This window comes from Lentzea sp. NPDC058450, from assembly GCF_042721395.1.
GTDB lineage: Bacteria > Actinomycetota > Actinomycetes > Mycobacteriales > Pseudonocardiaceae > Lentzea.
In genome coordinates this window covers 87,272-99,085 of record NZ_JBHXLO010000006.1, presented here as the reverse complement: position 1 = coordinate 99,085, position 11,814 = coordinate 87,272, and the positions used below count along the sequence as shown (strand labels likewise).

The 11,814-nt window shown below is 69.8% G+C and carries 12 protein-coding genes; 5 read left to right on the top strand and 7 right to left on the bottom strand.

Annotated features, from left to right (window positions below; translation table 11 throughout):
* Nucleotides 1–13 precede the first annotated feature (13 nt).
* The gene (locus tag ACFWNN_RS12090; RefSeq protein WP_382439920.1) at nt 14–316 is read left to right on the top strand and encodes a DUF2218 domain-containing protein; all 303 of its coding nucleotides are present in this window, start codon (nt 14–16) and stop codon (nt 314–316) included.
* On the opposite strand, the gene ACFWNN_RS12085 is transcribed toward ACFWNN_RS12090, so the two are convergent.
* Entirely contained in the window at nt 299–892 is a 594-nt protein-coding gene (locus ACFWNN_RS12085; RefSeq protein ID WP_382439919.1) for a LysE family translocator, read from the bottom strand. The genes ACFWNN_RS12090 and ACFWNN_RS12085 overlap by 18 nt on opposite strands.
* 60 nt (nt 893–952) lie before the next feature.
* On the opposite strand from ACFWNN_RS12085, the gene ACFWNN_RS12080 reads away from it, so the two are divergent.
* On the top strand, nt 953–1,462 hold the full coding sequence (locus ACFWNN_RS12080; RefSeq protein WP_382439918.1) for an Lrp/AsnC family transcriptional regulator: 510 nt from the start codon (nt 953–955) through the stop codon (nt 1,460–1,462).
* 4 nt (nt 1,463–1,466) lie between these two features.
* Here ACFWNN_RS12080 and ACFWNN_RS12075 read toward each other — a convergent pair whose 3' ends face one another.
* The 3 genes from ACFWNN_RS12075 to pyk all read right to left on the bottom strand — a co-directional run bounded on the left by ACFWNN_RS12075 (nt 1,467) and on the right by pyk (nt 4,401).
* Nucleotides 1,467–1,898 carry a hypothetical protein gene (locus ACFWNN_RS12075; RefSeq protein WP_382439917.1) on the bottom strand — a complete coding sequence of 144 codons (432 nt, stop codon included), beginning with the start codon at nt 1,896–1,898 and terminating at the stop codon, nt 1,467–1,469.
* Nucleotides 1,899–1,949: 51 nt separating this feature from the next.
* Nucleotides 1,950–2,867 (bottom strand): acyl-CoA thioesterase II, encoded by a 918-nt coding sequence (tesB, locus tag ACFWNN_RS12070; protein ID WP_382439916.1) that lies wholly within the window; start codon nt 2,865–2,867, stop codon nt 1,950–1,952.
* A gap of 109 nt (nt 2,868–2,976) precedes the next feature.
* Nucleotides 2,977–4,401, bottom strand: a complete 1,425-nt coding sequence (gene pyk, locus ACFWNN_RS12065) for a pyruvate kinase (RefSeq protein ID WP_382439915.1) — start codon at nt 4,399–4,401, stop codon at nt 2,977–2,979.
* A 64-nt stretch (nt 4,402–4,465) separates the two neighbouring features.
* Between pyk and ACFWNN_RS12060 the strand changes: the two genes are divergently transcribed.
* Nucleotides 4,466–4,810: a VanZ family protein gene (locus ACFWNN_RS12060; protein ID WP_382439914.1), complete on the top strand. Its 345-nt coding sequence runs from the start codon at nt 4,466–4,468 to the stop codon at nt 4,808–4,810.
* Here ACFWNN_RS12060 and ACFWNN_RS12055 read toward each other — a convergent pair.
* Nucleotides 4,758–5,405, bottom strand: coding sequence for a DUF2461 domain-containing protein (locus ACFWNN_RS12055; RefSeq protein ID WP_382439913.1), 648 nt, complete (start codon nt 5,403–5,405; stop codon nt 4,758–4,760). The two genes, ACFWNN_RS12060 and ACFWNN_RS12055, sit on opposite strands and share 53 nt — an antisense overlap.
* Nucleotides 5,406–5,480: 75 nt before the next feature.
* Here ACFWNN_RS12055 and ACFWNN_RS12050 point away from each other — a divergent pair, with 75 nt between their 5' ends.
* The gene (locus ACFWNN_RS12050; protein WP_382439912.1) at nt 5,481–7,397 is read left to right on the top strand and encodes a helicase-associated domain-containing protein; all 1,917 of its coding nucleotides are present in this window, start codon (nt 5,481–5,483) and stop codon (nt 7,395–7,397) included.
* Between the two features lie 52 nt (nt 7,398–7,449).
* A complete protein-coding gene (locus ACFWNN_RS12045; RefSeq protein WP_382439911.1) occupies nt 7,450–10,314 on the top strand; it encodes an NACHT domain-containing protein in 2,865 nt (954 codons plus the stop codon).
* 1 nt (nt 10,315) lies between these two features.
* Here the strand turns inward: ACFWNN_RS12045 and ACFWNN_RS12040 are convergent, their stop codons facing one another.
* Together ACFWNN_RS12040 and ACFWNN_RS12035 are read right to left on the bottom strand one after the other, a co-directional pair.
* Nucleotides 10,316–11,128 (bottom strand): DNA/RNA non-specific endonuclease, encoded by an 813-nt coding sequence (locus tag ACFWNN_RS12040; protein WP_382439910.1) that lies wholly within the window; start codon nt 11,126–11,128, stop codon nt 10,316–10,318.
* A gap of 84 nt (nt 11,129–11,212) precedes the next feature.
* Nucleotides 11,213–11,665 (bottom strand): hypothetical protein, encoded by a 453-nt coding sequence (locus ACFWNN_RS12035; protein ID WP_382439909.1) that lies wholly within the window; start codon nt 11,663–11,665, stop codon nt 11,213–11,215.
* Between the last annotated feature and the right edge of the window lie 149 nt (nt 11,666–11,814).

Here is an 11,814-nt window from a genome sequence, read left to right as displayed (position 1 = left end):
GTAAGTTGGCTTCATGACGGAATTCACGAGCGTGGGACGCTCGGCGACCGATCGTGCCTCCAGGTACGGATCGCAGCTGGTGAAGCACTTCACTGCGAAGGACGTGGAAGGGTCCTGGGAGGACACCCGCGGTTTCGTGCGCTTCTCGTTCGGCCTGGCCGAGTTCGAGGCCGCCGACGACGCGTTGATCCTGCGTGTCGCGTGCACGTCGGAGGAGGACGTGGCGCGGTTGCGCGATGTCGTGGAACGGCACCTGGTCCGGTTCGGCACCCGCGACGAGCTGAGCGTCACCTGGGACTCAGGTAGCGAGAACTGACGCGGCCAACCCGATGAGAGCGGTCCCACAGACCCGTTCGAAGTGCGCGCGGGTCTTGGGCTTGCTCAGAAGCCTGCCCAACTGACGCGCACTCGGCACCACGATCATCCAGAACACCGCGAACACCCCGACCGTGACGGCGCTGAGCAGCGCGGCCTGCGGCAGCGGCGCCGCGTGCGGGTCCATCGCCTGCGGGATGAGGCTCAGGAACGTGAGCATCACCTTGGGGTTCAACAGGTCGCACAACATGCCGCGCAGGAACACGTTCTTCTGCGGCGGCTGTTCGGCGATCGGCTTGTTGGCCGCCTTCAGCGTCATGAACCCGACGTAGGCCAGGTACACCGCGCCGATCGCCTTGACGACGAACAACGCCGTCGGCGCGGCCGCCACGAGCGCCGACAACCCGAGCGTCGCCAGCGTGCCGTGGATCACCAACCCGGCGAGCACGCCCAGAGCCGCCTCGACGCCCTTCCGGAAGCTCCGGACCGCGTTCCCCATGACCAACACGAAGTCCGGGCCGGGCACGACCGTGATGACCACGAGTGCCAGCAGGAACGACGTCCACGCGATGTGCATGCCGCTGATCGTCTGTCGTTCGTTCGTGCCGATTCCAGCAGCTCAGTACGATGTTCGGTTATGCGCGAACAAGCCGAACTGGATTCGGTCGACTGGCACATCCTGGAGGAGTTGCAGAACGACGCCACCCTCCCGAACCGCGCCCTGGCCGAGATCGTCGGCCTCGCACCCTCGTCCTGCCTGCAACGGGTCCGGCGCCTGCGCGACCTCGGCGTGATCACCGGCAGCCACGCGGTGGTCGACCCGGCCACCACGGGACTGCCCCTGGAAGCCGTCATCTCGGTGAACGTGCGGCCTCACACCCGGCCCGTGGTGGCCGGTTTCCGGGCGTTCGTGATGGCGCAGCCGGAGACGCGCTCGATCTTCCACGTCTCCGGGCAGGCCGACTTCCTGATCCACATCGCGGTGGCGGACTCGACGCACCTGCAGGCGTTCCTGATGGACAAGATCGCGGTGCGCACGGAGGTCCGCAACCTCACCAGCTCAGTGGTGCTGGAACGCGTCGAGACCCGCGCCCTGACACCGCCGGCGAACCTGCGGCCCACGCATCGGCGGCGCCGCACCGACTAGCGGGTCAGCCGCAGTCGTCGATCCGCCACACGCCGGACTCACGCACCCACGGCTCACCACGCTGGTCCAACTCGGCACTGTCGTAGGTGTAGGTCACGCGAGCGAGGTCTCCCGCCGCCTGATCGACCTTCAGGGACCGAATCTCCTGCGGGCCGTACAGCGTCCCCGCCTGCTGCACGAGCATCACGAAGTTCGGACGCGTGTTCCGTTCCTTGCAGCGCTGCGACAGGAGGTCGTACGCCGCATCGCCGTCGCCCGCGAGGAACGCGGTCGAGTAGGCGCGGACTTGAAGTTCCAAGGCCGTGTTGTCCGTTGCCGCGCTGGTGGTGGTGGTGGTGGTGGCGGCGGCGGCGGGCACTTCCGACGCAGGCGCCGTCTCACCGCCGGTGCCACCGCACCCGGTCACCGCGACCGCGACGAGCAGCCCCGTCGCCACCGCTCCGATTCGATTGATCACACCCGGCTATCGCCCGGGAAGTTCCCGCCGCTACGCCTGCGCGCCGTCGCCGGAAGGCTTGATCACGCGGATCAGCCCCTCCTGCACCACGGTCGCCACCAACGCCCCGTCCCGCGTGAAGAACCGCCCGGTCGCCAGCCCGCGGTTCCCCGAAGCGGACGGCGAGGAGGTGTCGTACAACAACCACTCGTCGGCCCGGAACGGCCGGTGGAACCACATGGCGTGGTCCAGGGAAGCCCCGAGAACCTTGTCCAGTCCCCAATAGACACCGTGCCGCGCCAGCACGCCGTCCAGCAAGGTCATGTCCGAGGCGTAGGTCATGACGCAGAGCTGGAGCATCGGGTCGTCCGGCAGCTTGCCGTCGGCCTTCATCCACACCCGTGACGCGGCCTCGCCCGGACCGTCCTCACGCGACTCCCACGGCGGCTCGGTCACGTAGCGGACGTCGATGGGGCGCGGGAACTTCAGGTTCACCAGCGAGTAGCCGGCGACGGACTCGCTCCACGTCGGCAGCGTCTCGGGGTCCGGCACCGCGGGCATCTCCGAGGAGTGCTCGACGCCCTGCTCGTCGATCTGGAACGACGCGGACAGCGAGAAGATCGCCTTGCCGTGCTGCACGGCCACGACGCGGCGGGTGGTGAACGAGCGGCCGTCGCGGATGCGGTCCACCTCGTACACGATCGGCACGCGCGGGTCGCCGGGGCGGATGAAGTACGAGTGCAGCGAGTGCACCCGCCGTTCGACCGGGACGGTGCGGCCCGCGGCCACCAGGGCCTGGCCCGCCACCTGGCCGCCGAAGACGCGCACGGGCGACTCCGCGGGTGAGACGCCGCGGAAGATGTTCTCCTCGATGCGTTCCAGGTCGAGCAACGCGACCAGGTCGTCCACTGCGGATTGACCGCTCAGGCCCGAAGGCGAGGTTGCGGCGGCTCGGGCGGCCTCAGTCACGGCAGAACTCTCCTAGCGGCACGAACACGGCAACGGCCCCGCGTCCTCACACAACAGTATGAGGGCGCGGGGCCGGCATCACGACGGATCAGGCTGAGAGGCCAGCCACTTACGCGTGGTCGTCCTCGCCGAGGCGGTGCACGCGGATGAGGTTCGTCGACCCGATGGTGCCGGGAGGCGAACCGGCGACGACCACCATGAGGTCACCGGCCTGGTAGCGGCCGATCTCGATCATGGAGGTGTCCACCTGGCGGACCATCTCGTCGGTGGACTCCACCTTCGGGACCAGGAACGTCTCGGTGCCCCACGTCAGCGCGAGCTGCGAGCGCACGGCCGGTTCCGGCGTGAACGCCAGCAGCGGCAGGTGCGTGTGCAGGCGCGCCAGGCGGCGGACCGTGTCACCGGACTGCGTGAACGCGACCAGGGCCTTGGCGTTGAGGCGCTCGCCGATGTCGCGGGCCGCGTACGAGATCACGCCGCGCTTGGTGCGCGGGACGTGCGTCAGCGGCGGCACGACGACCGACTCGGTCTCGACGGCCTCGATGATGCGGCCCATGGTCTGCACGGACTCGATGGCGTACCGGCCGACCGAGGTCTCGCCGGAGAGCATCAGGGCGTCCGCGCCGTCGAGCACCGCGTTCGCGACGTCGGACGTCTCGGCGCGGGTCGGGCGGGAGTTGCTGATCATCGAGTCCAGCATCTGGGTCGCGACGATGACCGGCTTCGCGTTCTCGCGGGCGATCTGGATCGCCCGCTTCTGCACGAGCGGCACGTGCTCGAGCGGCAGCTCGACGCCCAGGTCACCGCGGGCGACCATGACGCCGTCGAAGGCGAGGACGATGGCCTCGAGGTTGTCCACGGCCTCCGGCTTCTCGATCTTCGCGATCACCGGGAGGCGCTTGCTGCCGTTGCGGTCCATGATCTGGTGGACCAGGTCGATGTCCGCCGGGGAGCGGACGAACGACAGCGCGATGAAGTCCACGCCCAGCGAGAGCGCGAACTCCAGGTCCTCGATGTCCTTCTCCGACAGCGCCGGCACGGAGACGTCCATGCCGGGCAGCGAGAGGCCCTTGTTGTTGCTGACGGGTCCGCCCTCGGTCACCTCGGCCACGACGTCGGAACCTTCGACGTCGATGACCACGAGCGCGACCTTGCCGTCGTCCACGAGCAGGCGGTCGCCGACCTTGGCGTCCTTCGCGAGCTCCTTGTACGTCGTGGACACGCGGTCGTGCGTGCCTTCGACGTCCTCGACGGTGATGCGGACAACGTCGCCGGTGTTCCAGTCAACAGGACCCGCGGCGAACCGGCCGAGCCGGATCTTGGGGCCCTGGAGGTCGGCGAGGATGCCCACGGCACGGCCCGACTCGTCGGCTGCCGCGCGGACCATGTCGTAAACCTGCTTGTGGTCGGCATGGCTGCCGTGGCTGAAGTTCATCCTGGCCACGTCCATACCGGCCGCTACCAGGTCGCGGACCTTGTCCGGCGTGCCAGTGGCGGGACCGAGGGTACAGACGATCTTTGCGCGTCGACTCACGTCTAGAGAGAGTAGACCCCGTTCCTGGACCGATCCCGAACTACTCCTCGGTAATGTTCGGACCATGGGTCGAGTGCTCCCTTTTGTGACCGCGGCGTTGCTGAGCGTCGTCGTGTTGTTCACCCCCGAGTCAGGTGTGCCGAGCTCGCCACCTGGTACGGACAAGGTGGTCCACACGGTGCTGTTCGCCCTGCTCGCGTTCACCGGCCTGTACGCGAGGATTCCTCACGTTCTGCTGGCGCTCGTGGCCTACGCGGGGCTCTCGGAGGTGCTCCAGCAGGTCATCACGCCGCTGCACCGGTCCGGCGACGTGCTGGACGCCCTGGTGGACGTCCTCGGCATCGGCCTCGGCTGGGCTATCGCCGCGTTTGTTCGGACACGCCGACGTGGTCCTCGCACCACGCGTTGAAGTCCTTGAGCTGCCTCCACGACTTGCGCACCCGGTCGAGGCACCCCGGCTCGTGCAGCACGTCGTCCGGCCCCCACACCTGGCGCACGTAGATCGACCGGTGCTTGAGCAGGTCGAGGTGCGGGTGGTCGTCGGCGAACCCGCGGGGCTTCGACTTCATCACGTCCCCCGCGACCGTCCACCCCTGCTTCACGAGCTTGTCCACGATCCTGCGCAGCAGGACGCCGTGCGCGCCGACTGAGGCGCGGTAGCGGGCGAGCTGGTCTGACTGCATGTGGAACGAGCCGCCGCCCGTCATCAGGCCCTCGGGGCTGATCTGCACGTAGTACGCGCCGCCGCCGCGTCCCTTCTCGACCACGCCGCCGCAGTGGTCCTTGTACGGCGTCTTGTCCTTGGCGAACCGCACGTCGCGGTACGGCCGGAACACCTTGCCCTCGCCGAACTCCTTCTCCAGCGCGAGCAGCAGCGCCTCCATCGGGGCGCGCACGTCGCGCAGGTAGGTCTCCTTGTTGTCGTCCCAGTACGCCTTCGAGTTGTCCAGGACCAGGCCGTCGTAGAAGTCAATGGCGTACTCGCCGAAACCGTCGAACGTCACCGAGTCAGCCTAGGCGGATCGCCCATGACGGTGAAAATTCGTTTGAGCGCACACAATCAGGCCATAATCCGATGAATGCCACGCCGTATCAACGCGCTCGCGACCTGGCTCCTCCAACTCGAGCCCGACGAGGTGGCCGCGATCCTCACGTACCGCCGCGACGTCGCCGATCGCTACCTCAGGACTCTCAAGGACCTCGCGACGCAGCTGACCGACTCGGACTCGGTGCACGCCGGCGAGGACACGCTGGACCAGGGCGCGGTCGACGTGCTCGGGGCGATCGTGGCGCAGGGCAACTCCGGGACGGTCGACACGGTGTGCGCCGAGCTGCGGTGTTCGGTCGGCGACTTCGAGCGGGCGTTCGGGGAGCTGAAGCGGCGGGCCCTGGCGTGGCCGGAGGGGTCACGGCTCGCGGCGATCAACTCGGTGCGGACCGGCGGTGCGGCGCAGGGGACGTTGACGTTACGCCCCAAGGCTCCCACCAGGCGCAAGGCGAGCTCGGTGTCGCCGATCGTGCCCGCGATGTCCACTGTGGACGGCGTGGCGCGGCTGCTGGCGCACTGCGAGCAGGACACGTTCGACGCCCGCTACACCGGGGGCGTGGCGACGGTGGAGATCCGCCGGGTGGCGCGGGCGTTGCGGGTCGCGGACGGCGTGCTGCGGCTGTGGCTGGAGCTCGCGGCCGAGGCCCAGCTCGTCGGGGTCGACCGGGGCCGGCTGCTGCCCACGAAGCAGGGGGACGAGTGGCTCGGCGCGCAGCCGGGGCCGCGGCTCGCGGCGCTGGTGCAGGCGTGGCAGCGGATGGACTGGCGGCCGGAACCGGACCAGGCGCGGGCCGCGTTGCGCGACTACACCGGCGCGGCCGGACTGTTGTTGCGGCGCAGCACCTTGGAGCGCTTCCAAGCCGAGGAGGCGTTCACCCGCACCAGCGAGGTCGTCGCGGACCTCTCGTGGGAACGGCCCGCCGTGCACGACGAACGCGCGACCGCGGCCGTCGTCGGCGAACTGGAGTCGCTCGGCATGGTGGCCGGTGGCGCACTCACACCGCTGGGCGTGGCGGTGCTGCACGGGGGTGACGTCGAGACCGCCGCGCGCGAGTTGATGCCGCCGGCGACGGAGAAGGCGGCGTTCCAGACGGACATGACGGCCGTGGTGAACGGCCTGCCGTCGCCGGAGCTCAGCGCGACGCTGAACCTGGTGGCGGACCTGGAGGACAACGACGCGGCACGGGTGTGGCGGCTGTCGGCGGGGTCGGTGCGGCGCGCGCTCGACACCGGGCTGTCGGCAGGCGAGGTGCTCGGGAAGCTCGCGGCGGTGTCCGAGGCCGCGCTGCCGCAGGTGATCGAGTACCAGGTCCAGGACGTGGCCCGGCGGCACGGCCATCTGACGGTCACGGACGTCGCGAGCTGCGTGCGCGCCACCGATCCGGTGCTGCTGCAGGAGATCGCGAAGTCGAAGCGGCTCGCGCCGTTGAAGCTGCGGTTCCTCGCGCCGACCGTGCTGGCGTCCGGCCGGCCGATGACGGAGACGCTGGCCGCGTTGCGCCGCAGCGGGTACGCGCCGACGGGACTCGACGCGGGCGAACAGTCCATTGTGGAGACGGTGGAGCGCAGGCGCGCGCACGCCCGTGGCGAACGCCGGCCCGACCGGTGGCGGACCGAGATGGACGACCTGGAGCTGACGCAGCTCGCGGTCCGGCTGGTCGAGCAGGAACGGCCGAGCGCCGGGCGCGGATCGCCCAGGGGCACGGCGGCGCGGATGCTGCGCGACCAGAACGTCTTCCTGCGCGACGAGGAGGTCGTGCTGCTGTCGTCAGCGCTGGTCGACGGGAGCCGCGTCGAGATCAAGTACGCCACCGGGCCGCGCACTGTGGAGACGCACGTGATCATCCCGACCAAGCACCTCGAAGGCGTGGTCAGCGCCGACCTCGCGGACGGCACGAGCAGGGACTTCGAGATCGGCCACGTCCGCCAGGTCGGGCTGCCCGAGTGAACAGCTGGTGAAGTCCCCCGGCGCGAGCTGATCACGTGCCGATACTGGAGTCGTGGCCGATCCGTTTTCCGCCGGACTGCTGATGGTGCTGGAGACCGTGCTGGAGCGGGTGCTCCTCGGTCTCTTCGACGTCGTGCACAAGGGTGCGAAGGACAAGAAGCGCCGGCGCGAGCTGACCAGGCCGGGACCGCTGGTCGAGCGGGTCGGCGCGGAACTGGCGCGCGGTGAGCTCGGCGCCGTCGAGCGGTCGGAGTGGCAGGCCGCCGTGGACGCCGTCCGCGAGTCGATCGAGGTCTCCCTGCCGCTGCGGCCCGACGAGGCGCTGCGGATCATGCTGACGCCCGAGTCGTTGCGGGCCCACGTGCTGGCGAAGTCGGAGAAGATCCGGCGCTCGGCGGGGCTGTCGGAGCAGGCGACAGCCGTGTACGACGCGGTGCTGCTGCGGGTGTGCGTCGCGGTCGTGGAACTGGTGTGGTCGCAGCCGGAGTACGCGCGCCGGCTCGCGGTGGAGATGTTCCGGATGGGCCGGGCGACCGCCGACGCCGTGGCGCGGCTCGCTGACCAGCAACAACTCGCGCTGAACACGGCCCACCGCGACTTCGAGGACCGCTACGCCGACCAGGTCGCGCACGCGCTGGGCGGGCTGGAGCTGTTCGGGGTGTCGCGCGGCCGGGCGCCGCGCCGGCACTCGTTCGACACCTCGTACGTGTCGCTGGCGGTCGCACGGGTCGGCGACACCGACGAGCTGACCGGTGCCGGACTGCCGGTGGCGGCGGCGCTGGCGGACACACCGAGGGTGCTGATCCGGGGCGGTGCGGGCGCGGGCAAGACGACGTTCCTGCGCTGGCTCGCGTTGAACGCCCTCGGCCAGACCGGCACGCCGGGCAACGAGTGGCTCGGGCTGGTGCCGTTCTTCGTGCCGCTGCGGCAGTACACCTCGCTGCCGAAGCCGGAGGAGTTCATCTCCTCGACCGCCGCGATGATCGAGGAGGAGAAACCGGCGGGCTGGGTCACCGCGCGGCTGCGGGAAGGGCGCGCGCTGGTCCTCGTCGACGGCGTGGACGAGCTGGTCTGGGAACGCAGGGCCGAGGCGCGGCAGTGGCTGGAGAAGCTGGTCACGGCCTATCCGGACGCCCGGTACGCGATCACCACCCGGCCCGCCGCCGTGCCGGAGGACTGGCTGGAGGACGCCGGGTTCGCGGCGTTCGACCTGCTGCCGCTCAGCGACAAGGGCGTGCGCGACTTCGTGGAGGCCTGGCACACCGCGGCCCGCGACGAGCCGGGCCTGACCCGCGACGCACGGGTGTGGCTCACCGACTGCGAGGCCCGCCTGGTCACGACCCTCGCGAAGCGCCCGGACCTGCGCCGGCTGACGTCGAGCCCGCTGCTGGCCGGGTTGCTGTGCGCGTTGCACCAGGACCGGAACATGCACCTGCCGCGCGACCGGCGGTCGCTCTACGAGGCGGCGCTGGACCTGCTGCTGGTGCGGTGGGACGAGGACCGCGGGCTCGCGCTGCCGTCGTTCTCGAAGGAGGAGCAACTCGTTCTGCTGCAACGGTTCGCGTACTCGCTGGTGCGCAACCGGGAGCTGATGGTGCCGCGCGAGGAGGCGGTGCACCGGCTCGGCAACGCGATGCGCGGGCTGCGGTCGCACGAGATCGACCCGTCCGAAGCGATGCAGCGGCTGCTCGAACGGGCCGGGCTGCTGCGGGAGGTGTCCGGCGAACGCGTGCAGTTCGTGCACCGGACGTTCCGGGACTACCTGGCGGCCAAGGAGGTCGTGGACGCCGGTGACCTGAACCTGTTGGTGGACAGGGCACATCTCGACGAGTGGCACGACGTCGTGGTGATGGCCGTCGCGCACGCCCGGCCGCGCGAACGGGCCCGCGTGCTGATGGACCTGCTGGCGGGCAACGACGACACGCGCAAGGACGAACGCGGCCGCGACAGGCTGCGGCTGCTCGCGCTGGCGTGCCTCGACCAGGCCGACGTGATCGAACCGGAGACCGCGCGCGCCCAGGTGACGGCCGCGGCGGCCGCGCTGATCCCGCCGACGAGCTTCGCGCACGCCGACGCGTTGTCCGAGGCCGGGTCGTTCGTGATCGACCTGCTGCCCGGCCCCGAGGCGTCCGAGGAGGCCGCCTACGTCGTGCGGACGCTCGCGAACATCGGCGGCGAGGGCGCGTGGGAACGGATCGCGGAGTTCGTCGCGGTCGACCACACGATGGTCATCGACGAGCTGCTGCGGGCGTGGCGCAACACCCCGGACGCGGAGCAGTACGCGCGGTCCGTGCTGTCCAAAGTGGACTTCGGCGACCGCAGGGTGGACGTCCGCGGCTGGCACCGGATCCAGTTCATCATGCACCTGGCGAAGCTGCGGTACGTGCGGTGCATCGGCAACATCAACCCGCTGGACCCGTTGGGCGCCATGCCCTCGCTGCGCCGGCTCGAGCTGTGGCAGAACGAGGTGATGCGCGACCTCTCGCCGCTGGCGGCGTCGCGGTCGCTGAAGGAGCTGCACCTGAGCCGCTGCCGCCCGCTCGGCCGCATCGACCTGGCTCCGGTGAAGGACCTCGGCGAACTGCACCTGCACTTCAGCCGCGTCGACCTCGCGTCACTGGAGGGCGGCGGGCTGCGGCGGTTGCAGATCCGCGACTCGGCGACCGACGACGGGCTGGGCGCGCTGCCCGAGCTGCCGCGGCTGCGCGAACTGGCGATCGACCACCGCCCGCCCTACCCGCTGGCGGGGCTGGAGCGGTGGCCGACGATCAGGACGCTGGAGGTGTTCGGCGTGCCGGACACCGACGACCTGCGCGTGCTGCCGGGGCTGGAACACCTGGTGGTGCACCAGCCGGAGTCGTTGGCACGCCTGGAAGAGCTGCGGGGTCAGCTGCCGGGACTGACCGTCACGACGTAGCTCACCACTGGATCTCGGCCAGGCTTCCCAGCGGCTGCCTCTCCGACTCGTCCAGCAGTTGCACCGACACCGTGTCCGCGGCGTGCAGCTCGGCCGGGAACGTGAAGCCGACGCGCTTCTCCAGCTCGGTCAGCGACACCTGGAACACCCGGAACTCGTCGAGGTCCAGCGCCTCGGCCAGGACGATGTTCTGGGTGAGCAGGAACGCGCTGCACCGCAGCTCGCCGTCCACCACGAACGCGATCGCCTTGTAGAACTCACGCGGGATCGCGACGCCGCGGAACAGCCGGTCGTCTGCGTTGAAGACGGGGCCGCCGTAGACGCTGACCTTGAGGTTGTCGACGTCGACGTCGGCGAGCACCGCGTCCTCCAACCTGCCCCAGAGCCCTTCGCGGGCGCTCTGGTTGAAGTCGTCCATCTGCGGCGTGATGTTGGTGAAGAAGAACGAGTCCCGGTTCGCCTTCTGCGCCTCGGCCTTGGGGCCCCAGCACAGGTCGGCGCGGCGGGCGAGGTGGCCGCGGTCGAGCCGGTTGTCGCGGTACAGCTCGTCGCCGGTCTGGAACTCCGCGGGCACGCGCGGGTCCTTGACGAACGGGATGTTGCTGCGGCTCAAGGCCTTCATCTCGCCGCCGTCGATGTTCCACGCGACCCAGCTCGCGAACTTGCGGGACCTGCTCATCGCGAGCGAGAAGTGCGTGTAGTCGATCGTGGTCGAGCCGTCGAGCTCGACCGCGTCGGCCGCGCCCGAGTCGGTCAGGACGGGAGTCCCGGCCTCGGTGCCGAGGAACTTCGGGTCAAAGCCTGCGCTGGTCATGTGTCGCCCCCTACTGGTTCATCTTCAGGGTCGACATCTCGCACCGGGCCGTTAGCCGCGTACACCCGAACGGCCCAGTGTTCATCAGCTCTTCTTGACGAGTTTCCCGTCCGCGGCGATCGCGAACCACTCGTCGTCGACGCCCTGGCCGTTCACGTCGCCGGCGACCTGGTCACCCACGTAGTAGTAGACCGGCCACTTGCCGTAGACGACCTGCGAGCTCTCGTCCTCCTGCGAGACGAGCTCGCCGTCGGCGCCGTCCTCGACGTCCGCTTTGGACTGTGAGGTCAGGGCGGGCCACACGGCGATGCAGTCGGCGTCGCACTCGGCGGGCTTGTTCTCGTCCTTGGTGAAGGCGTAGAGCGTCCGTCCCGTCTGGTCGGCCAGGATCGGGCCGAGCTCGGACTGCACGATCTTCACCGCGACGTTCGCGGGAGCCTCCTGCTGCTGCGCACCCTGTTGCGGCGCTTCACTTCCGCACGCGGCGAGCCCGGCGACCAGGGCGGGCAGCAGCAGAATTCCCATACGTGCACGCATCTTCGTCTCCTAGCGGGTGTGTCCTGTTCCGACGATGACACGTAACGAGACGCGATCCGGTTCAGCGAAAAAATTCTTGAACCGAATCCGATCCCCGGCCGTGTTGGTCATGTCGGGTCCGCCAGACCCCCCGACTCCCACTCGTGGAG

Excerpts from the sequence above, each read along its gene's own strand:
- ACFWNN_RS12090 (WP_382439920.1), top strand. The coding sequence starts at position 14 with ATGACGGAATTCACGAGCGTGGGACGCTCGGCGACCGATCGTGCCTCC.
- ACFWNN_RS12085 (WP_382439919.1), bottom strand. The coding sequence starts at position 892 with ATGCACATCGCGTGGACGTCGTTCCTGCTGGCACTCGTGGTCATCACG.
- ACFWNN_RS12080 (WP_382439918.1), top strand. The coding sequence starts at position 953 with ATGCGCGAACAAGCCGAACTGGATTCGGTCGACTGGCACATCCTGGAG.
- ACFWNN_RS12060 (WP_382439914.1), top strand. The coding sequence starts at position 4,466 with ATGGGTCGAGTGCTCCCTTTTGTGACCGCGGCGTTGCTGAGCGTCGTC.
- ACFWNN_RS12050 (WP_382439912.1), top strand. The coding sequence starts at position 5,481 with ATGCCACGCCGTATCAACGCGCTCGCGACCTGGCTCCTCCAACTCGAG.
- ACFWNN_RS12040 (WP_382439910.1), bottom strand. The coding sequence starts at position 11,128 with ATGACCAGCGCAGGCTTTGACCCGAAGTTCCTCGGCACCGAGGCCGGG.
- ACFWNN_RS12035 (WP_382439909.1), bottom strand. The coding sequence starts at position 11,665 with ATGCGTGCACGTATGGGAATTCTGCTGCTGCCCGCCCTGGTCGCCGGG.